The 19,879-nt window shown below is 39.7% G+C and carries 27 protein-coding genes, 1 tRNA gene, 1 pseudogene and 1 riboswitch; of the genes and pseudogenes, 14 read left to right on the top strand and 15 right to left on the bottom strand.

What is annotated here, in order from left to right:
- Window positions 1-343: 343 nt before the first annotated feature.
- Window positions 344-850 (top strand): hypothetical protein, encoded by a 507-nt coding sequence (locus tag C6347_RS07965; protein WP_060596045.1) that lies wholly within the window; start codon window positions 344-346, stop codon window positions 848-850.
- 50 nt (window positions 851-900) lie between these two features.
- Complete coding sequence (locus tag C6347_RS07970; protein ID WP_059377832.1) at window positions 901-1,089, top strand: hypothetical protein; 189 nt, start codon at window positions 901-903, stop codon at window positions 1,087-1,089.
- A gap of 228 nt (window positions 1,090-1,317) precedes the next feature.
- On the opposite strand, the gene hag is transcribed toward C6347_RS07970, so the two are convergent.
- Complete coding sequence (gene hag, locus C6347_RS07975; protein ID WP_106071560.1) at window positions 1,318-2,271, bottom strand: flagellin Hag; 954 nt, start codon at window positions 2,269-2,271, stop codon at window positions 1,318-1,320.
- Window positions 2,261-2,446: a hypothetical protein gene (locus C6347_RS07980; protein ID WP_060596034.1), complete on the bottom strand. Its 186-nt coding sequence runs from the start codon at window positions 2,444-2,446 to the stop codon at window positions 2,261-2,263. Before C6347_RS07980 ends, hag begins: the two co-directional genes overlap by 11 nt.
- Before the next feature lie 273 nt (window positions 2,447-2,719).
- Here C6347_RS07980 and C6347_RS07985 point away from each other — a divergent pair, with 273 nt between their 5' ends.
- Together C6347_RS07985 and C6347_RS07990 are read left to right on the top strand one after the other, a co-directional pair.
- Window positions 2,720-3,166: a MarR family winged helix-turn-helix transcriptional regulator gene (locus C6347_RS07985; protein ID WP_060596033.1), complete on the top strand. Its 447-nt coding sequence runs from the start codon at window positions 2,720-2,722 to the stop codon at window positions 3,164-3,166.
- 32 nt (window positions 3,167-3,198) lie between these two features.
- The gene (locus tag C6347_RS07990) at window positions 3,199-4,140 is read left to right on the top strand and encodes an acetyl-CoA carboxylase carboxyltransferase subunit alpha (RefSeq protein ID WP_066031023.1); all 942 of its coding nucleotides are present in this window, start codon (window positions 3,199-3,201) and stop codon (window positions 4,138-4,140) included.
- Window positions 4,141-4,340: 200 nt separating this feature from the next.
- On the opposite strand, the pseudogene C6347_RS07995 reads toward C6347_RS07990, so the two are convergent.
- Both C6347_RS07995 and C6347_RS08000 read right to left on the bottom strand, forming a co-directional pair.
- Window positions 4,341-4,502: pseudogene (locus C6347_RS07995) on the bottom strand (porphobilinogen synthase); the annotation flags it as partial.
- A gap of 182 nt (window positions 4,503-4,684) precedes the next feature.
- Window positions 4,685-5,104 (bottom strand): MarR family winged helix-turn-helix transcriptional regulator, encoded by a 420-nt coding sequence (locus C6347_RS08000; protein WP_060596031.1) that lies wholly within the window; start codon window positions 5,102-5,104, stop codon window positions 4,685-4,687.
- Window positions 5,105-5,216: 112 nt separating this feature from the next.
- On the opposite strand from C6347_RS08000, the gene C6347_RS08005 reads away from it, so the two are divergent.
- Window positions 5,217-6,203, top strand: coding sequence for a YhdH/YhfP family quinone oxidoreductase (locus tag C6347_RS08005; protein ID WP_066031024.1), 987 nt, complete (start codon window positions 5,217-5,219; stop codon window positions 6,201-6,203).
- A gap of 255 nt (window positions 6,204-6,458) precedes the next feature.
- On the opposite strand, the gene C6347_RS08010 is transcribed toward C6347_RS08005, so the two are convergent.
- The 3 genes from C6347_RS08010 to C6347_RS08020 all read right to left on the bottom strand — a co-directional run bounded on the left by C6347_RS08010 (window position 6,459) and on the right by C6347_RS08020 (window position 8,954).
- Window positions 6,459-6,531, bottom strand: a tRNA-Val gene (locus C6347_RS08010).
- A 129-nt stretch (window positions 6,532-6,660) separates the two neighbouring features.
- Entirely contained in the window at window positions 6,661-7,839 is a 1,179-nt protein-coding gene (gene metC / locus C6347_RS08015; RefSeq protein WP_066031025.1) for a cystathionine beta-lyase, read from the bottom strand.
- Complete coding sequence (locus C6347_RS08020) at window positions 7,836-8,954, bottom strand: methionine biosynthesis PLP-dependent protein (RefSeq protein WP_106071561.1); 1,119 nt, start codon at window positions 8,952-8,954, stop codon at window positions 7,836-7,838. The genes metC and C6347_RS08020 overlap by 4 nt, the downstream gene beginning before the upstream one ends.
- Window positions 8,955-9,031: 77 nt before the next feature.
- Window positions 9,032-9,153, bottom strand: a riboswitch (SAM riboswitch).
- Between the two features lie 221 nt (window positions 9,154-9,374).
- On the opposite strand from C6347_RS08020, the gene C6347_RS08025 reads away from it, so the two are divergent.
- The 3 genes from C6347_RS08025 to C6347_RS08035 are packed head-to-tail and all read left to right on the top strand — an operon-like array spanning window position 9,375 to window position 11,124.
- Complete coding sequence (locus C6347_RS08025) at window positions 9,375-10,115, top strand: alpha/beta hydrolase (RefSeq protein WP_066031027.1); 741 nt, start codon at window positions 9,375-9,377, stop codon at window positions 10,113-10,115.
- 52 nt (window positions 10,116-10,167) lie between these two features.
- A complete protein-coding gene (locus tag C6347_RS08030; protein WP_034663172.1) occupies window positions 10,168-10,683 on the top strand; it encodes a YjcG family protein in 516 nt (171 codons plus the stop codon).
- 6 nt (window positions 10,684-10,689) lie between these two features.
- Window positions 10,690-11,124, top strand: a complete 435-nt coding sequence (locus C6347_RS08035) for a GNAT family N-acetyltransferase (RefSeq protein WP_058014269.1) — start codon at window positions 10,690-10,692, stop codon at window positions 11,122-11,124.
- Window positions 11,125-11,203: 79 nt separating this feature from the next.
- Here C6347_RS08035 and C6347_RS08040 read toward each other — a convergent pair whose 3' ends face one another.
- On the bottom strand, window positions 11,204-11,461 hold the full coding sequence (locus C6347_RS08040; RefSeq protein WP_034663177.1) for a hypothetical protein: 258 nt from the start codon (window positions 11,459-11,461) through the stop codon (window positions 11,204-11,206).
- Window positions 11,462-11,587: 126 nt separating this feature from the next.
- Between C6347_RS08040 and C6347_RS08045 the strand changes: the two genes are divergently transcribed.
- Window positions 11,588-13,900, top strand: coding sequence for a UvrD-helicase domain-containing protein (locus C6347_RS08045; protein WP_106071562.1), 2,313 nt, complete (start codon window positions 11,588-11,590; stop codon window positions 13,898-13,900).
- A gap of 16 nt (window positions 13,901-13,916) precedes the next feature.
- Here C6347_RS08045 and spoVIF read toward each other — a convergent pair whose 3' ends face one another.
- From spoVIF to C6347_RS08065, 5 genes are all read right to left on the bottom strand, one after another.
- A complete protein-coding gene (gene spoVIF / locus C6347_RS08050) occupies window positions 13,917-14,174 on the bottom strand; it encodes a sporulation-specific transcription regulator SpoVIF (protein ID WP_003212292.1) in 258 nt (85 codons plus the stop codon).
- Window positions 14,175-14,312: 138 nt separating this feature from the next.
- The gene (locus C6347_RS08055) at window positions 14,313-14,450 is read right to left on the bottom strand and encodes a YjcZ family sporulation protein (protein WP_003212017.1); all 138 of its coding nucleotides are present in this window, start codon (window positions 14,448-14,450) and stop codon (window positions 14,313-14,315) included.
- Window positions 14,451-14,534: 84 nt separating this feature from the next.
- Window positions 14,535-14,756 carry a hypothetical protein gene (locus C6347_RS08060; protein WP_060596024.1) on the bottom strand — a complete coding sequence of 74 codons (222 nt, stop codon included), beginning with the start codon at window positions 14,754-14,756 and terminating at the stop codon, window positions 14,535-14,537.
- Between the two features lie 86 nt (window positions 14,757-14,842).
- Complete coding sequence (locus C6347_RS19420) at window positions 14,843-14,971, bottom strand: hypothetical protein (RefSeq protein WP_258182060.1); 129 nt, start codon at window positions 14,969-14,971, stop codon at window positions 14,843-14,845.
- A 71-nt stretch (window positions 14,972-15,042) separates the two neighbouring features.
- Complete coding sequence (locus C6347_RS08065; protein ID WP_034620057.1) at window positions 15,043-15,393, bottom strand: DUF1360 domain-containing protein; 351 nt, start codon at window positions 15,391-15,393, stop codon at window positions 15,043-15,045.
- 177 nt (window positions 15,394-15,570) lie between these two features.
- Between C6347_RS08065 and C6347_RS08070 the strand changes: the two genes are divergently transcribed.
- The 5 genes from C6347_RS08070 (at window position 15,571) to C6347_RS08090 (ending at window position 18,219) form a co-directional block, all read left to right on the top strand.
- Window positions 15,571-15,957, top strand: coding sequence for a spore coat protein (locus C6347_RS08070; protein WP_034663185.1), 387 nt, complete (start codon window positions 15,571-15,573; stop codon window positions 15,955-15,957).
- Window positions 15,958-16,000: 43 nt separating this feature from the next.
- Window positions 16,001-16,336, top strand: coding sequence for a spore coat protein (locus tag C6347_RS08075; RefSeq protein WP_066031768.1), 336 nt, complete (start codon window positions 16,001-16,003; stop codon window positions 16,334-16,336).
- An 88-nt stretch (window positions 16,337-16,424) separates the two neighbouring features.
- Window positions 16,425-16,931, top strand: coding sequence for a spore coat protein (locus tag C6347_RS08080; protein ID WP_095285024.1), 507 nt, complete (start codon window positions 16,425-16,427; stop codon window positions 16,929-16,931).
- 146 nt (window positions 16,932-17,077) lie between these two features.
- A complete protein-coding gene (locus C6347_RS08085; RefSeq protein ID WP_060596022.1) occupies window positions 17,078-17,569 on the top strand; it encodes a CotY/CotZ family spore coat protein in 492 nt (163 codons plus the stop codon).
- A 206-nt stretch (window positions 17,570-17,775) separates the two neighbouring features.
- On the top strand, window positions 17,776-18,219 hold the full coding sequence (locus C6347_RS08090; protein WP_034663193.1) for a CotY/CotZ family spore coat protein: 444 nt from the start codon (window positions 17,776-17,778) through the stop codon (window positions 18,217-18,219).
- Between the two features lie 35 nt (window positions 18,220-18,254).
- On the opposite strand, the gene C6347_RS08095 is transcribed toward C6347_RS08090, so the two are convergent.
- Together C6347_RS08095 and fabI are read right to left on the bottom strand one after the other, a co-directional pair.
- The gene (locus tag C6347_RS08095; protein WP_106071563.1) at window positions 18,255-18,977 is read right to left on the bottom strand and encodes a CotO family spore coat protein; all 723 of its coding nucleotides are present in this window, start codon (window positions 18,975-18,977) and stop codon (window positions 18,255-18,257) included.
- A gap of 114 nt (window positions 18,978-19,091) precedes the next feature.
- A complete protein-coding gene (gene fabI, locus C6347_RS08100; RefSeq protein WP_003211867.1) occupies window positions 19,092-19,868 on the bottom strand; it encodes an enoyl-ACP reductase FabI in 777 nt (258 codons plus the stop codon).
- Between the last annotated feature and the right edge of the window lie 11 nt (window positions 19,869-19,879).

Consider the following 19,879-nt stretch of genomic DNA (forward strand, 5'->3'; position numbering starts at 1 on the left):
TCTGTCATTACCAGTGACACCCTCTAATTCACTTCTACCGTTACTACAGAAGCTTTTTATCCTCCGGTATTCCTTCGTTTTTTAAGAACTAAAAATGTTACCTCTTTATTCTTAATCTTTGTTGATTCTTTGTTAATCATGTTTTTCATCAATATGCATACATATTGTACCGTTCAAACCTTATAACAAATAACCTATTTACTTCTTTTATTTACAAATGATAACATTCATTAGAGTAGGAGGAATATTTCTAACAGCTAAAACAAAATATTGCATTACTAAATAAGCCTTACATTCCTTGAAAGCCTAATGTCTAAAATATATTCAAAAGTAGGAGTTTATTATGGAAAAACTAAGTTCTTCTAAAGGTTTAATCTTATCAACAGTTGCAGGAATTTCTGTTTTTATATTCACACCTTTTGCAGAAGCAAATGTTACTAAAGCTCTCGAAAAAGAACAGTCCTTTTCTTATTCATCTGTAAAATTTTCTTTTGAACAATCAAAAGAGCCTACAATAGATGAGATTGCACAGTATTGGAATCTAAATGAAGAAGAAACAGTAAAGTTCAAAAAAGTAATAAAAGAAGCTCAGTCAAAAACATACGGAGAAGCTACTTTACACGGTAAATTCACTTCGGCTATAAAAGCAATAAAAGGAGCTTATGACCAATTACCAACTAAACTGAAAGTAATGATAGGCGGTGTAACAGGGTTAGAAACCATTCTAATCACTCTCGAACACTATACAGGCGCTCTTGAACATGGTATTTACTTAGGCGCTCTTAAAGTGACTGGAAGTGAAAATGCAGCATGGTGGGTTGCTAAAACCATCATGTTGTTCGTTTTTTAAAATGAACTAAAACACACCTAAATGGAAAACAACAAGGAGGTGCTTGGTTAGTGACACAGGAAAATAAGGCATCCAAAGGTTTGTTAATTACTTTACCCGCCGCTATTATCGCTATTGTGTTGATTTTAGGAAAAATTGATACACCTGTAACAAATATTTTATTTTATGTAGTAGCTTTTGGTGTAATGGGTTTAACTGTTTCAAGCTTAATAAAAGACTACAAAAAAAAGAAAGATTGATTACTTGTCAGTGAGCTGCTTTATGTAGCTCCCTGTTTGTGAAAACAGGATAATGACCAACACTGAGAAATACAAAAGACTCTCTCGAATATTTGGTTAGTTGGATAGTATTATTATTTGTCGTATTCATTGGCGTTGAAGCGTCTTTTAGAACGATCTATAAAATAAGACATCGAACCGAATAAAGACAAACAAAAAAAGCCCCTATATATAGGGGCTTTTGATTTATTAACGTAATAATTGAAGTACGTTTTGTGGCTGTTGATTCGCTTGTGCAAGCATCGCTTGAGACGCTTGAGAAAGAATATTGTTCTTAGTGAATTCACTCATTTCTTTTGCCATGTCAACGTCACGAATACGAGATTCAGCAGCCGTTAAGTTTTCACCAGAAGCACCAAGGTTGTTGATTGTGTGCTCTAGACGGTTTTGAACTGCACCAAGTTTAGAACGTTGTGCAGAAACTTGTTTAATAGCTCCATCAACGATTGCTAACTGATCATCAAATCCACCATCGTCATCAGCTGCAATTGTTTTAAATTTAGATACATCGATATCTTTAACAGACTTACCTGTCTCAACTGCACCATCGTTGTCTGTAACGCCTAAAGCAGCAGCGCTCATATCTTGAATGTTTACCTTAATTTGTTGTGTAGCATTTGCACCAATTTGGAATACTAAAGCATCGCCATCAGTTGCTGGTGTACCTGTACTTGGATCATCTGGATCTGTCGGCGGAACTTCTGGTGTGCCTACTCCATTAAACGTACCATTTAATAATTTTTTTCCGTTAAACTCAGTACGATTAGAAATACCATCGACCTCTTCAACAAGCGCTGTGATCTCATCTTTAATTGCAGCTAAGTCTTCACCTTGCTGTGTACCAGTATTTCCAGCTTGAACGACTAGTTCACGAACACGTTGAAGGATGGAGTGAGTTTCAGTCAATGCACCTTCAGCTGTTTGGATAAGAGAGATACCGTCTTGGGCGTTTTTAGAAGCCATTTCTAATCCGCGGATTTGTCCACGCATTTTTTCAGAGATTGCTAGACCTGCTGCGTCATCTCCTGCACGGTTAATTTTAAGACCAGAAGATAGTTTCTCCATGTTCTTTTGGCTCGCACCGTTGTTTGCTGATAAACGGTTTAATGTGTTAAGTGCTGCGATATTGTGGTTAATTCTCATTTCCTATTACCTCCGTGTAATTTTTTTTAGAGAGCTTATCTGTAAAGTCCATTTGGATGAGAAGCTCTTCCTTAGAATTTTCGATTTCTAAGGCATGTGTATAGTAGTAACGCAGAGCACCTTTTGGCTCTCTTACTTTACTACCGTATGTAACATCAGTTATGGCAATATTCATGAAACCTCCTTCTATTCATTCAAAATGATTAGTCTTGTCACTTTTACGAGACTAGATACCCGCCATAACAATGAGTATTATGTTACCTACTATAGACTGAACTTCCATATATTTTAGTTTGTGGAAATTGTTAATTTCACAAATTAGACACATTTAACAAGAAGAAATATCTCGTCCATGTTGTCATATTGGCTTATGTTAAGCTTGTGAAAAAACCACATTGATGTATAATACAATTAATGTATGATACATGAATTGTAGGAGGTTGACCTTTTGAAAAGAGAAGATGCCTTAAAACTAAGAACAGATATTAAGAAAATGATTATATTAACTGGGGTTTTCGAATCTCAAAATTTGCCGAATGGACCATTTGAAAAACCTCTACCAACTTCTCAAATGATGGCGTTAGAGGAACTAGAGGTGGAAAGATTAACTGTTTGGCAACTATCCAATAAACTTAGACTAGATACTTCAACTGTAAGTAGATTGGTAGATAAGTTAGTAAAAAAGGGACTTGTTTATCGTGAAGTAAATGAAAAAAATAGAAGAGAACTTTTTCTGCACCTCACAGAAAAGGGTCACATTACTGTTAATCGCTTAAGAGAACAATCCCTTACATTTTATCAACGTATCCTCAATAATTTATCAGAATCAGAACAAAAAATAGTTGTGGATGGTTTTGAATTATTTATTGATTCTATTTCTAAGTCTTTTGATTAGAGTGAGGTAAATCATAACCTTTGGAGGATAAAATGAGTTTGGATTTTGAACGTCCTATTATTGAACTAAAAGAGAAATTTGATGAATTAAAGAAAATGATGAAAGAAAATAATGTAGATTTATCGTCAGAAATTCATTTATTAGAAAAACGTTTAAATAAAATGCAAGATGAAATTTATTCTAATCTTACAGCTTTTCAACGAGTTCAAATTGCAAGGCTACGTAACCGGCCCACGACATTGGATTATATACCTTTATTGTTTACAAACTTTTTCGAACTTCATGGTGATCGATTATATGGTGATGATAAAGCAATGATAGGTGGTATTGCAAAATTTAAAGGAATGCCCGTTACGGTTATTGGTCATCAAAGAGGTAGAAGTACAAAGGAAAATATAGAAAGAAATTTTGGAATGGCTCATCCAGAAGGATATAGAAAAGCGCTAAGACTGATGAAACAAGCTGATAAATTTAATCGCCCTATTATTACATTTATTGATACAATAGGCGCCTATCCAGGGAAAGGGTCTGAAGAACGTGGAATTTCTGAAGCGATAGCTCGAAATCTATTTGAAATGGCTACGCTTAAAGTGCCAATTGTTTGTATTGTAATTGGAGAGGCATCAAGTGGTGGAGCTCTTGGCATTAGTGTCGGTAACCATATCCATATGTTAGAGTATTCATGGTACTCGGTAATTTCGCCAGAAGGAGCAGCATCTATCCTATGGAAAGACGCTAAGTATGCTCCAGAAGCTGCTGAACATATGAAAATTTCAGCAAAAGATTTAAAACAGTTAGGAATGATTGATGAAATCATTCCTGAAATGAAAGGTGGAGCACAAAATGATATCAAATCACAGGCACAAATGATTGAATCTGTGATCGAATCATCTCTAAAAAAATTGACACCATTATCCTCAGAAGAGCTTATCCAACAGCGATATGAAAAGTATAGACAAATAGAAAATATTTAAAGTCCGTATTACATTTAGGAGGGTTCTTACAAGATAGTTCTAAATATTTTGTAAGTAACCTCTTAAACTGAATATGCTGATACTATTAAAAGATGTGTGATCGGTATGAAAAAGGATTTCTTCCATCAATACTTTTTCTGAAGGTCCTCAAATAATTCCTCATAAAAAAACAGACCCTGCATGGTCTGTTTTCATTTTGCCTATATGTTTTGAGATTCTCCATCTCTCAGTCGCCGAGCCATATCTAAAGCAAAATAAGTCAAAATGCCATCGCATCCGGCGCGTTTGAACGACATTAATGATTCTTCAATTACAACATTTGCATCAAGCCAACCATTCTGAATAGCTGCCATCAACATTGAATATTCTCCACTGAAGAAAGAATTTTGTCCATTCCTTACCTAATTTCCATAAAAAACTTAATATTATATTTATTATCACATCCAAGGATTTACAACGCACCGAAAAGAAACTGAAAAAAGCTCCTGTAAAGGAGCCTTGTGATAGTTATCGATTTAATATGGAACTTGTTTATAAAAGTACATCATTGAAAATTATTTATAATTGTACTTAATGCTTTCTTTAGTACAACCTTATCATCATTTGACAAGTTTTGAAGCGCTGTCTCGTTCAGTTCAATTGTTGCTGCTTCAACTTGATCTCTAATGACTAAAGATTTTTGAGTAGCCTCTACTAAAATATTTCTTCGATTGTTTGGATCTATTGTGCGTTCAATTAAGTCAGCTTTTTGCATTTTATCTAAAATTCCAGAAACTGTTGAGGCTTCTAAATATACAAGTTCTCCAATTTGTTTAGGAGATAACTGACCCTCTCTCCACAGACAGTTCAACACACCATATTGAGCGGGTGTCAAATCACATTCCTCTAAAAGTTTACTAAAGTACTTGAACACTTTATTTTGACTAACACTTAGTAAAAAATTTATGCACTCTAATAATTCCATTTTATCTCCCCCACATTGACTTTACCTATAATATCATGGTAGTTTTTTAATTGAAATACTTTTGCACCAGAAATATTTTGTTGTAATATATTTTTAGAGAGGAAGATAAACAATGGATTCATTTAAAGCGATTCTAGTTACAGAAAAAAATGATCAAGTTAGTTATGATCTTCAAAATGTAAGTGTTAATGATTTATCTGAAGGAGAAATATTAATTAAAGTAGCATATTCTTCAATCAATTATAAAGATATGCTGGCTGTTCAAAAAAATGGAGGTGTTATTCGTAACTATCCAATGATTCCTGGAATTGATCTAAGTGGGACTATCGTTCATACAACAGATAATCGTTTCGTAGAGGGTCAACAAGTGATTGTCACAGGTTTCGCTATGGGCATGAGCCACACTGGAGGTTTTTCTGAATATGCTAGAGTACCTGCGGATTGGATTGTTCCTTTGCCAAATAACTTGACTTTAAAAGAAGCAATGATTTTTGGAACAGCAGGCTTTACCGCAGCTCTTTCTATCATGGCTTTACAGGAAAATGGTATGAGTACGAAAAATCAACCTAATATACTCGTTACAGGGTCAACTGGTGGAGTTGGTAGCATTGCTATACAATTATTATCTAAAATTGGGTACAACAATATTTTTGCTTTAGTGCGTAAAGATCATCAAGTTGATATAGCAAAATCTTTAGGAGCAGCTGATGTCATTTTTGCAAACGAGTTAGGAGAGCTAAAAAAACCATTAAACAAGCAAAAATTTGACTTCGTCTTAGATACCGTAGGAGGAGATGTGGCTTCTGTGATCATTCCTCAAATTTCTTATGGTGGAAGCATGAGCATGTGCGGGAATGCAGGCGGAATTAAATTAACAACAACTGTGTTACCTTTTATTCTAAGAGGGATCAACCTTCTAGGGATCGATTCTGTAAATGTACCAATCAATAAACGCAAAGTCATTTGGAACGAGATAGCAAACGAATGGAATATCTCCCAAACGACCCTAGTCAATGAGATTACTCTCAATACGTTACCTGAAAAAATTGAAGCCATTAAAAATGGTCAACATTTAGGAAGAACCATTATTAAATATTAAGATAAACGAACTTTATTTATTTAAATTACACCAGACAAATATTGAATGTATTGATGCAGATACCCCATCCCAAACAGGTGGGGTACATCTATTCAAAAAAGAGCAGGACATGCTAGTGCTAAAATACCCTCAGATATTTATAATCATGTCACAAACAAATTAGAATTTAACACCGCAGAACACTTTAATCGTTTTAACCTAAAAAAACAACCTGCAAAAAACAAAAAAACCCTTGCTAGGCAAGGGTTTAAACGATGATTCCGACTGGGCTCGAACCAGCGACCTCTACCCTGTCAAGGTAGCGCTCTCCCAGCTGAGCTACGGAATCGGGTTATGTATCAGTTCTGGGCTTTCTGTTACTGACAGTCTCTATTATATAACCATCATGATTCGTCGTCAATGGTTTTATTCAAAAAAGGTCAAAAAGCCGGCAGCCGGACCGGCTTTTTTCTCTCCTTTATGATTGGTTGACAAGAACAGGCTTTAGTTGGTCTAGTGCTTGTTTGAAGTCGCGTTTGAGGTCTTCTCCGTTTTCGACCCCTACACTTAATCGAAGCAGGCCATCTGTAATCCCTCTTTTTTCTCTTTCTTCTTTTGGCATAGCGGCATGTGACATTTTGGCTGGGTATGACAGAATGGATTCGACGGCGCCAAGGCTGACGGCGAATACTGGTAATGTGACAGCATCCACCAATTCTTTGACAGCTGCTTGGTTTTCTAATTCAAATGAAAGAACAGCTCCTGCTCCGCTTGCTTGCTTTCGCTGAATGTCCGCCCCTGGATGGTCATCTAAGCCTGGATAGTACACTTTTTTCACCGCAGGATGCTCTTTGAGAAATGAGGCCAGTTCGAAGGCCGTTTGGCTTGCTTTTTCTAATCTGACCTGAAGGGTTTTTAACCCTCTTAACACAAGCCAGCAATCCTGCACGCCAAGCACCGCACCGAAGGAGTTTTGCAGCGAATAGAGTTCTTCTCCCAGCTTCTCGTCTTTCACGACAGCTAAGCCTGACAGTACATCACTGTGACCGCTCAAAAATTTCGTTGCGCTGTGCAGGACTACGTCAACGCCAAGATCCAGCGGACGCTGAAGAGCAGGCGTTAAAAATGTATTATCTAAGAATGTCAGACAGTCATGTTCTTTGGCAAGCTGGACGACGCTCCCAATATCCGTAATACCTAGAGTCGGGTTTGACGGTGTTTCCATGTAAATGACTTTTGTATTCGATTGAATGCCTCTTTTGACTTCATTCAAATCCGTCATGTCCACAAAGGTATGCTCGATGCCAAATCGCGAAAGAACTTGGGTGATCATTCGAAATGTACCACCGTACACATCTCTTGTGACAAGGACATGATCTCCCTTTGATAATAGTAGAAAAGCAGTTGAAATGGCTGCCATGCCTGATGCAAAAGCAAGCCCTCTTGTTCCTCCTTCTAGCGCCGCAATCGTATCCTCTAACGCTTGACGTGTAGGAGTCCCCGATCTTGAGTAGTCATATTGACCAAATTCATCGAAGCTGCTTTGATGGAATGTGGATGCATGCTGAATTGGCACACTGACTGCACCTGTTGAACGATCTGTTTTAAACGCATTATGAACGAGTTGGGTTTCGAGTGTCCAATCGTGTGTGGTCATTTGGCGTGTACCTCCTCTCTTACTTGTGATAGTGCCTGTTTCAGGTCTGCTTTCAGGTCATCTACGTGCTCAATGCCAACGGAGAAACGGAGCAGTTTGTTACAAACGCCATTTGCAATGCGAATCTCCTCTGGGATATCCATATGCGTTTGCGTTGCAGGATACGTAATAAAGCTTTCGATTCCGCCAAGACTTTCAGCAAAACAGATCGTTTTCAGCTGCTTCAAAAATGGATTGACCCAGTCCTCCTTGGCTACACGGAATGACAGCATTCCTCCCTTGCCTGGGTAAAGGACATCTTGAATTTCTGGCTGTTTCTTTAAAAACTCTGCCAGCTCCTTCGCATTTGCCTCGTGCTGGCGCATTCTAAGAGCCAGTGTTTTCATTCCTCTCATTAAAAGCCATGAGTCAAACGGAGATAAAACGGCTCCAATTGCGTTTTGATGCTGGAACATGTCTTCAGACAGCTGCTCTCCTTTTGTCACCACAAGACCGGCAAGGACGTCATTGTGTCCGCCTAAATATTTGGTTGCGCTATGGATGACAATGTCCGCTCCAAGTGTAATCGGCTTTTGCAAAACGGGTGTGTAAAAGGTGTTATCGACAATGACCAAAGCGCCATATTCTTTTGCAATCTTTGCTATTTTTTGAATATCTGCTTCCTGCATAAGTGGATTTGTCGGCGTTTCAATAAAGACCGCTTTTGTGTTTGGCGTGATTTTAGAACGTAAACAGTCTTCATCTGAAAAATCATCGTAAAGAAACCGTAAGCCGTACTTTTTCCATTCGTTTTCAAACAAACGGTATGTACCGCCATATAGGTCTGATGAGACGATGAGTTCATCTCCGCTTTCAAATAATGCCATGATCGTTTGGATCGCAGCCATTCCCGAACTGAAGGCAAAGCCGGCCGTCCCTTCTTCGAGTGAAGCAATCGCATCCTCTACAAGCTGCCTTGTTGGGTTTTTCGTTCGAATGTAATCAAATCCGGTTGATTCCCCTATGCCTCTATGTCTGTATGCTGTTGAAAGATAAACGGGGGGACTGACCGTGCCAGTCGCCTCTTCGCTGCGGTTTCCAATTTGCGCTAATGTCGTTTCCACATGTTCTGTCATTTGACACCATCCTAAGTAAAATCTGATTTCAAAACAGAAAACCCCTTCTTCATAAGAAGAAGGGGTTTAATCGCTTCCTCTTATCTTCCAAGCAAAAAAGCTGCTTGCTGGATTTAGCACCTTGGTACATCACATGAAGTGATGCATACCGGTTGCTGAGGTTTCAAAGGGCCAGTCCCTCCACCTCTCACGATAAGAATGTGTTGTCTGTCTGTTCTAATTCTTAATACTGTAACGCATTAAATCTCATTTTTCAAGAGGAATCGGACCAATTAATTAAAATTTTCTGTATTTTATAACAGATTCGATGTCAACTGAATGGATTGCATGTTAGCATATAGGAACAACGCTGTTTTTCATGTTACAATGAATGGAAACGTTTCACTTTGTGATGAAATTGGTTAGCTGGAGGAATGGATTATGGTGAAGAAAACAGGCATTATTCAAGAAGAAACCTTACATTCAAAAGAACTTGGGGCGGATATGACCCTTTTGATCTATTTGCCAGTCAATTACTCCCCCCTTTATACATATCATGTCATCATTGCCCAAGATGGTCATGATTATTTCCGCTTAGGCAAAATAGGCAGACAGGCGGAAGAATTGATGCAAAACAAAGAAATGGAACGCTCGATTATCATTGGTGTCCCTTATGAAAATGTCTCGGAAAGACGGAATACGTATCATCCAGATGGCACAAAGTTTGAAGCGTATAAACGCTTTTTAGCAAATGAACTTGTCCCTTATATTGATACGCACTATCCAACCTATCAAATTGGCTCAGGACGCACGTTTATTGGTGATTCGCTAGGTGCTACGATTTCCCTTATGACAGCGATTGATTATCCTTCTTTATTTGGCGGGCTGATTTTGCAGTCTCCTTACGTTGATGATTCAGTCCTAGAAGCCGTTAAACAGTCGACAGCCCTTTCCCCTTATGCCATTATCCATCAAATTGGGCTGGAAGAAACGGCTGTGAAAACGACAGATGGCCAAGTGCTTGATTTTATTCAGCCGAATGAAGATTTAAAGGCGCTTCTTGAACAGTCAGGTGCGGATTATTTATTTGAGACATTCGAAGGGGATCATAAATGGACGTTTTGGCAGCCGCTCATTGCGCCTTCGTTAAAAAAAATGCTCCCATATTCGTTAATCAACTGAATTTTGTTATAATAAACAATAATAAATACTTTCTTATTCAGGAGGGAACATGATGAAATACGGAGTTGTTATATTTCCATCAAAAAAATTGCAAGATATTGCGAACTCTTACCGGAAGCGTTATGATCCGAACTATGCACTTATACCGCCTCATTTAACATTAAGAACACCTTTTGAATTAACGGATCTAGAAGCGGCTGAGGTCGTCTCAACGTTAAGAGAGTATGCAAAAAATGCTTCTCCTATTACGTTACGTATTAAAAAATTCAGTTCATTCGCTCCTGTAAACAACGTCATTTATATGAAAGTAGAACCGAACGAGGAAATCATGGCGCTCAATGAAAGGTTGTACGCAGATCCACTTGCTGGCACACCTGAATATGCTTTTGTTCCGCATGTGACAGTAGCTCAAAAACTATCAGATGATGAGCATTCAGACGTACTTGGTACATTAAAGCTGAGAAAAATTGACCATGAAGAAACCGTGGATCGCTTCCACCTTTTATATCAGTTAGAGAACGGATCTTGGACCGTCTATGAAACATTTATTTTAGGAGAAGAGGGTTAAAGACATTTGAAAACAGTCATCGCAACAGCACAAACACAACGAGAAGATGCATACTACGTTCGAAAAGAAGTGTTCGTCAAAGAACAAGAAGTCCCGTTAGAGATTGAAATAGATGAACTAGAGGACGAGGCCATTCATTTTGTCATTTATAATGATGAAATGAAGCCTCAAGCAGCCGCTAGACTGCGGATCATTGAAGGGCCAAAGGCAAAGCTGGAACGAATTTGTGTGTTAAAAGAGGCGCGCGCTTTCGGCCTTGGCCACAAACTATTAGAAGCGCTGGAAACAGAAGCCATTGCTAATGGAGCGAAGGAAGCGGTTATGCACGCACAAGTCCAAGCTCTTCCTTTCTACGAAAAGAAAGGCTACAAAGCCGTTTCTGAACCGTTTGAAGAAGCAGGGATCACACATGTCAAAATGACAAAAACACTATCTGTTTGACCAAAAGAAAAAGCCAGAGCATCCATGATGCCCTGGCTTTTCTTTATCATCGTTCGTCAAGGGAAGAAAGCGTAATCATTTATATATACGCATTAATATGAACGCCTTTGCCTTCTTCCATAAACATATCTCGTACAAAACGTTCCCGCTTTTTTTGCTGTACTTTCGTTTCTGCTTCTGTCACTAAGTCCTCTTTTTTCTCCAGCTCTCTGTATACCTTGTCATGAAAGGTGCGAGTAACCTTTGTTACTTTCGCGTAGTCTTCTTTATCCTGAGGAGCAGGACGATTGATATATTGAAAATACAGATCCGGCTGAATCGGGGCTATATATCCCATCAAGAACGCCTCCTTTGCTTCTCTTCTACTCTACTATTCCCTAATTATGACTGTTTGAAACACGTCTCATTTGATATGATTAGATGTGTTTCTTTTTAAGATTGATTAACTATTGGAGGACTAGCTTTGAAATGCGCACGACGACATGATCGAACGATCTCATTACATACGTATTCGAGAGAACATTATCAATTCCTCCATGACGAGGGAAAAAAAGGGCACTTATCCTGCCCATATTGCGGACAACCAGTCTTTTTCAGATTAAATATACATGAAGAACCTGCCTTTATTCATAAACATATGACGCAGCAAGAGATGTGTGAACAAGCAGAAGAACAAGAAGATCAGAAAAAAAATGCAGAGCAAGAGGAAAGTGCTTCCTATAAAGAACTTGGGGGCTTCCGTTTTCCAACAGGTAAACAGATCATCTCGCAAACGAATGAATCATATGACTGGCAGGAACCAAGGTCGATTCAATTTAGCGATGCGTTACATTTAGAAGAGAATGAACAAGCACATACCATCGAGCTCTTTCCGCATATTACCTTTAGCACACCGCAGCTTCAAGCTGTCACACATAAAGAAGGTCCAATGCTGGTGCTGGCTGGCGCTGGCAGCGGAAAAACAAGAGTCTTGACAGCTAGAGCGGCATATCTCATGTCACATCATCATATTCCTGCTCACCATATCTTACTCGTGACTTTCACCACAAAAGCCAGCAGTGAAATGAAAGAAAGACTGCGCAAGCAATACCAGCTTCACCCATCACAAGCAAGTCAAGTGGTGACAGGCACCTTCCACAGTCTTTTTTATAAAATGCTGCTTCATGACGATGCAAGCAAATGGAACGGCCAGCACCTGATCAAGTTTGACTGGCAGAAGGAACAGTACATTCGGAAAGCCATCATAAATGAAGGACTTGATGAAAAAGACTACCCTACCGATCAAGTACTGCAATCGATCGGCTTTTGGAAAAATGCTTTTTTACCAGGCGAGCTTCCTGATTTGAAGGATGAAAAGGAAAAACACATGTGGACGATCTATCAATCTTATGAACAGCAAAAACGAGACAATCAGCAATTTGACTTTGATGACATGGCAATCGCCTGCTTGCACATGCTGACAGAACAGCCTGAACTGCTGAAACGATATCAAGAACGGTTCAAGTATATTTTAGTGGATGAATTTCAGGATATTAATCCAGTTCAATATCAATTGATTCAGCTTTTAGCTGGAGAATATGAGCAGCTATTTTGTGTAGGTGATGATGATCAAGCCATTTATGCCTTTAGGGGCAGCAATCCTGCTTTCATTCTTGAATTCAAACGGGACTATCCTTCGGCTCAAATCGTCCATTTACATGCGAATTACCGGTCGCATCATACGATTGTCGCAAGTGCGGATGCCATTATTAAGAAAAATCAACATCGTTATGAAAAAACGTTAAAAGCCGTCCGTGCGGAGACAATCCCGCCTACGCTCTTTTATCCATATGACGAGGAAGAGGAAGCGACCATGATCGTGGCAGATATTCAGGAGAAAATTAAAAACGGCGCAAAGCCGAATGATATCTGCGTACTCTTTCGCACCAATACAGGAGGCCGCGCGATTTATGAGCGTCTGCATCAATCCGCGATTCCGTATGAGACGGAGGCTGGTGTCAAAGCCTTCTACAGCAGACGAATTGTTCGGGTTCTTCTCGCCTTTCTCTCTTTAAGTCAGGATGCCGATGATGTGGCTGCTATGAAACAGCTGCTTCCGGTTTTCTTTTTAAAGCAGCAGACCTTGAACACGATGAAGGCACTGACCATCACGGAAGATTGTTCAATGGTAGACGCACTCGGAAAACTAACAGATATTCAGCCGTTTCAACAGAAAAAGCTGCAATCCATTGTTCCTCTGTTCCGCACGTTACGAACGTTAAAGCCGTCTGACGCTGTGACGTTTATTGAACAAAAGATGGGACTTGGTGATTACTTAAAAAAACGAGTGAACGATACGAATGTGCTTGAAAAAGGGGCGGATGATGTACGAGATGTAAAAACCGCCGCCAAACGCTTTGAAACGATTGAAGCCTTTCTCGCACATGCCGAACATATGAAATCTGCCGAAAAGGAAAAAACAGACGAACCAGGTGTTCAGCTCATGACGATTCACCGCGCAAAGGGACTTGAATTCCAAACGGTGTACATCACTTGCGTGGTCGACGGAGCACTGCCTCATGATTTCTCACTCGATGAACTAAGAAACGGTGATGAAGAAGCCCTAGAAGAAGAACGCCGTTTATTATACGTGGCCATGACAAGAGCTGAACAATCTCTTTATCTATCTGTTCCATCATTTAGGCGAGGAAAAACCGCTCATCGCTCGCGCTTTTTGTATCCCCTACTAAAGAAAAACCGAGAATTATTCACAGAAAAACAACAGGCCCCCCTTTAAGCGGAGAGCCTGTTGTTTATTTTTTGTTGTTCATCATTTTAGCGATTGTATTGAAATCAAGCTTTTCTTTTCCACTTGTAATCGATTGAACGATTTTGTCTTCCATTTCTTTAGGTACACGCTTATTCGCAAGCTGCGCTACTTTTTTAATGACGCCTCGAACCGTTGCTTCATCTTTAAAGTTGGCATTTTGCAAAGAACCTGCAAGCTTAAAAACATCATTCATATTCACACCCGTTTTATTTTCAACGCTTTTAAAGAATTTATTATCCATTCATTTGCCTCCTCTTTGTGGAGTAATCACCTTACTATATGAAAATAGGCGAGATATGTGCCTATCCTAAAGCCTTGTTTGCCCAAAGAGAAAGGAAAGCAAAAGGCTCCCCCATTGCTTCCCTCACCTTCTTACTGTTTAGTTAAAGAAAGAAGCACCAACGATGATTAGAAGGATGAAAAGCACGACGACAAGAACAAATGTTGATCCATATCCGCCGCCATAACCTCCGCCGTAGCCGCCGCAAGAACCGCCACCGTAACCGTAACAACTCATATATAAGCACCTCCTCTTCTCCCTTACAAAATATGAAAAATACTACAAATGGTTTGGACGATCACATAAAAAAGTGCGGAATTTTTATTTCTGCTGTTTAAAGACGTAATCTGCCTCTCCATGACGCATCATGAATGCTTCTGTTTCTTTCGCAAAAGCATCCATCTTCTCGCCAAATACCTTTAAGTGCTGCTCAAGATCATTCGCTTTATCCGCTAGATCCATTTCACCCTTTTCGTGCGCTTGTTCTTTTCCATCATGAGGTTTAGTGAACAAGGAGCCGATTAATTGTTCGAATGCATCCATTCTGGTCACCCCTTCTCTCTTACATATGCATCACTCAAAAAAAGGGCAACAAAAAAACCGGATAAATCCGGCTTTTGTTTTTTGTTCTATTGAGGTTTCTTTTTCTTTCCACAGCCGCAATCTGCTTTTTTGATTTTCTTCGTATAAACAGATTGTTGATTTGACTGCGCTGGATAACCTTGAAGCATATGTGACGGTGTTTCAGTTGGTTTCATCGCAACCCTTCCTTTCCTATTCCATGATAGTATATGCATTTTTTGAAAGCGTGTCTGATCAGTATGCCTGTTTATTTCACCAGCTTTGAGACGATCGCTTCAATAATGCCTGCTGCCGCGGCAATTGCTAATAGTAAATTAAGCCACATGCTGATGACAGGAAATAGTATGTATATCAGAAGTAAAGCAGCAGTGCACCACATGCCAGTACACCAATAACAGCTTAACAGCTCTCCTACCCAAGACCGCAGCCCTTTACCTTTAATGATGATATATGTCTCCACTTCACCTTGTTCATTTACCTCTTCCTGTTCTTCATGAAATAAACGGCGGAAAGGAGCAGTAATGGTATCAAACACAATCAGCCTCGTCAGTCTAAAGGATGCGAGGGCAAACACGACAAATGACAAAGCACCACTCAGGAGCCTCCACCTCCTTTTTTCTTCTTTTTTGCGTCCTTTCTTTATATATGCAAAAAGAAAGACCGCCATGATGAATCGAGCGGAAATAAAATTGGGTTGTACTTTTTCACGCTTTCCGATTCCACCTTGAGCCTCTGCTGCATTAAATAATGTATAGATAAGAAAGGAGTGAAAGTATTGTCTATTGAAGAAAGTGCTGATTTATTATACACACAACTGTTAAACGAATTAATCAGCAATTATGATGATTTCATTGAGATCAAAGATTCCGAAAATGTCACAATTCATAAAACAGATGTAACAGCTGCACTCTCCCTTCAAGCGACCGTAACGACAATCATTACTCTTTTAATTCAACTTCTTGTACCAGACGATGAATTGGCTGCAGACATCACAGATCAGCTTTTATCCACACAACAAGTGACAGTCCAAAAGAAAACTGTGATTCAAATCATCAACTGCTATAACATTACGATTACATTATCAGATGCATCCATTATGAACTCCGTCCAAATTCTCACTCAAACATTGAATGTACTCTTAGTTGAAGCCGGCATTCTTTGACCCTTTCTTTTCTAACATGACGTATGAAAGAGGTGAAATCATCGTGGCTGAAGAGAACGAAAAAAAGGAGTTTCAAATCAATACTGATGTTGATCCATTAACGAGTCTTCTTGTAAGTGATGTGTTAAACAAAAACAATATCACAGATGATCAGAAAGCAAATATCTCAGATGATCAAAGAAGAATGATTTTGAAATTAGTGGAGGACTTGCAAAAGAAAGCAAATGATTTCGTAGAACAGCAGCAGGAGAAAAAAAGGCAGGCTGAGGCAGCAAAACATCCGGAAGAAGTACAGCCTGAACCAAAAGTACGTCCAAAACGAAATTCACTTCGAGATCGTATTCAGCAGCGCCGTGATGCGCAGCGTAATAACGATTAAATAAAAATGGGTTGCCTGCTAGGGTAAATGCCCGAGACAAAACCACGCATTCCAGCATTTAATAAAGTAAACGGAAGGAGGAATAGAAATGGATTCTAAACCATATTCTTGGGTCGCTCTAGATCGTAACTGTACACACCACGGACACCACGGACACCACGGACACCACGGCGATTACAACTATGAAAGAAAAGCAGTTTGTGATGGCCACTATTATGATGATGAAGATGTCTTGCAAGACTTTGATCAATTGAGTTTTACAAAGCAGACATCTGAGGAAGTCATTATCGTCAGAGACTCTTGTGACATTAACGTCTCTTCTGTTGATGCACAGGTTGCAGCATCTATCCAAGTAGCTGTTCAAACAGCGATCATCACCATTACAAATATCTCAATCGCAGACGGTGATCTGGCTGACCGCGTCACACAAGATCTTTTACAAGCCGCTACTCACAAACAAACAAACCGCCAGAAACTTGTCATCGAAAATTCAAGAAACGTTACAGTATCGACAATCGATGCGGATATCTCGATCGCGATTCAAACACTTACTCAAACACTTGTTGCGACAATCGTTGCAATTGGTATCCTCTAATGTCCAAAAGCAGAGCGAAAAGCTCTGCTTTTCCTTTTATAAAAATACAACAAATATAAATAGTCATTTACCCACACCAACTAGAGGGCGCATACATATGTTGTTAAGGACTAAAGTCAAATACCTTGTTAAAGGAGCTGAAATCCATGAGCTGCGGAAAACACCATGGCCGACATGATGAAAACTGTGTATGCGATGCGGTTGAAAAGATTTTAGCAGAGCAGGAAGCTGTAGAAGATAAATGTCCTACGAGCTGCTACAGTAATTTATTAAGCCCGACAGTTTCTGGAAAAGATACAATTCCGTTTTTAATTTTTGATAAAAAGGGCGGATTGTTTTCTACTTTCGGAAACATTGGAGGATTTGTTGACGATTGCCAATGCTTCGAATCCATTTTCTTCCGGGTTGAAAAATTACACGACTGCTGTGCTACGTTATCTGTATTAAGACCTGTTGATGTACACGGACATACGCTAAGCGTGTGTCACCCTTGTGACCCTGACTTCTTTGGTCTAGAAAAAACGGACTTTTGTATTGAGGTTGATCTAAACTGCTTCTGCGCGATCCAATGTTTAAACCCAGAGCTTGTCGACAGAGTCATGCCATCGAAAGATAAAAAGCATCATCACCACGGCTAAACCAATCGTCCGTTGACCTAACTTGTCATGAGTCAAAGCATCCCCTTCCTTACGAATGACAGCCAATCATGCGGAGCAGTCAGCATAAGAGCTGCCGCTTCCGCATTGATTGAAAGTAGATGTATCAACTGGCAAAACAAAAAAGCTTGTAGATGATGACAGTGCTCAAACACTCAAACAAATTTCCTAGTATAGGAGGGTTGAATATGAGCCGCAAACATTCATGGAGCTGTGTAGCAGAGGCTGTTGAAAATATTAACGACTTACAAAGTGCCGTCGAAGAAGATTGCCCGACCAGCTGTTACAGCAATCTCCTTTCTACATCCCATTCATTAGGTGACACTGTCCCGTTTGTTCTCTTTACATCCAAATCAAAACCATTCGTCGCATTCGGAAACGTCGGAGAAGTAGATGCAGGTCCTTGCTTCAGCACTGCATTTTTCAGAGTCGAACACATCTGTGATCACTGCGCAACACTCAGCTTGCTTATTGCATTTGACAAAGACCGTCATATTTTAGATTTTACAGATAAAGATTCCTTATGTGATGTGTTCCGATTAGAAAAATCGAAGTATTGCATTGAAGTAGATCTTGACTGCTTCTGCGCAATCGAGTGCTTAAATCCACGACTCATCAACCGTAACTGCTAACAAAAAAAGTCCCTCTATGGGACTTTTTTTATTCGTTAAAAGCCAAGCGGATGAATCGAGGAAATTTCATCTATTGCTAATTCAACTGGATTTCCCCCGCCCGCTGTTCGAATGACCACTAGATCTTCTTTTCGATCCATGATAATTCCTCTATATGTTTTACCATCAGCTTCAATCAGGCAAAGGGCTCTTGGCATATTATGAGGCAGGCTTGTGAGAAAATCGACTTTTTCGTCAATACTCATCTGACTTAAAGGCTTTTTCACTCGTTTTCTTCTAGGTTCTTCTTTTGTTTCATGAAATACACCTTCTGGCGGCTTTTCCTCTTCTCGCTGGGGTTTTCGTTCTTGTATAAGTTCTGGTTCTTGTGTGATGTCTTGTTCTTGTGTAAGCTCTGGTTCTTGTGTGATGTCTTGTTCTTGTGTAAGCTCTGCTTCTTGCGTGATGTCTTGTTCTTGTGTAAATTCTGCTTCTTGTGTGATGTCTTGTTCTTGTGCAAGTTCTGCTTCTTGTGTGATGTCTTGTTCTTGCTGAAGTTCAGGCGGCCCGACTTCTTTTTTCTTCTCTATTTCTTGAGCCACGGGTTCCTCGTGCGTACTTTCTTCGATCACGTCTTTTGCACTCTGATGACTTTCTTGCGGTTTTTCTGATTTCTTTCGCTTTCTCACGATATTTTGCATGGCCGGCATTGATTCATCATAGCTCGGCTGAACAATATACATAAGCGGCTTCTGGTTCTCATCACCTTTATTTGACATACTAATCCCTCCCGAATGATTCATTCCTTATATATATGAGCGGATGTCTCAAATCAGAAGAAAAATAAAAAAACAGCATACCCATCTTTGGTATGCTGCAATTCAATGATTCGTTTAGCGGGCAATGATATGGAAGCCAGAATCAACATGCAGATTCTCACCTGTCATGCCGCGTGATAGATCACTGAATAAGAATAGAGCTGTATCGCCAACTTCTTCAGGAGTCGTTGTACGGCGAAGCGGTGCACGCTCTTCAATATCCTTCAGGATTGTATTAAAGCCGCTGATGCCTTTTGCAGACAGCGTACGAATTGGACCAGCAGAAATACTGTTCACACGGATACCTTCTGCGCCTAAATCAGCTGCTAAATATTTCACACTTGCTTCAAGTGCTGCTTTCGCTACACCCATTACGTTGTAGTTAGATACCACACGCTCTCCGCCTAAGTATGTAAGCGTGACAATGCTTCCACCTTCTGTCATCAATGGACGTGCTGCTTTTGCTACAGCTGTTAATGAGTATGCACTAATGTTGTGCGCCAAAAGGAAACCTTCACGGTTCGTATTTAAGTATTCACCGACAAGTTCTTCCTTGTTTGCAAATGCAATCGCATGCGCAACGCCATGAATGACTTGTACTTTTTCTTTAATTGTAGCGAAACATTTTTCGATTTCTTCGTCACTTGTCACGTCACATGGAAGAATGATTGAATCATCACGCTCAAGTGTGCTTGCAAGTTCTTTTACAGATTCAGCAAGACGATCTCCAACATAAGTAAAAATCAAACGAGCTCCAGCTTCGTGAAGTGAGCGGGCAATTCCCCAAGCGATGCTTCGTTTATTGGCAACACCCATCACCACGATATTACGGCCTTCTAAAGAAAAGTTCATATGTAATAAAG

The sequence above is a fragment of the Bacillus sp. NMTD17 genome (genome assembly GCF_002998735.1).
Classification (GTDB): domain Bacteria; phylum Bacillota; class Bacilli; order Bacillales; family Bacillaceae; genus Bacillus.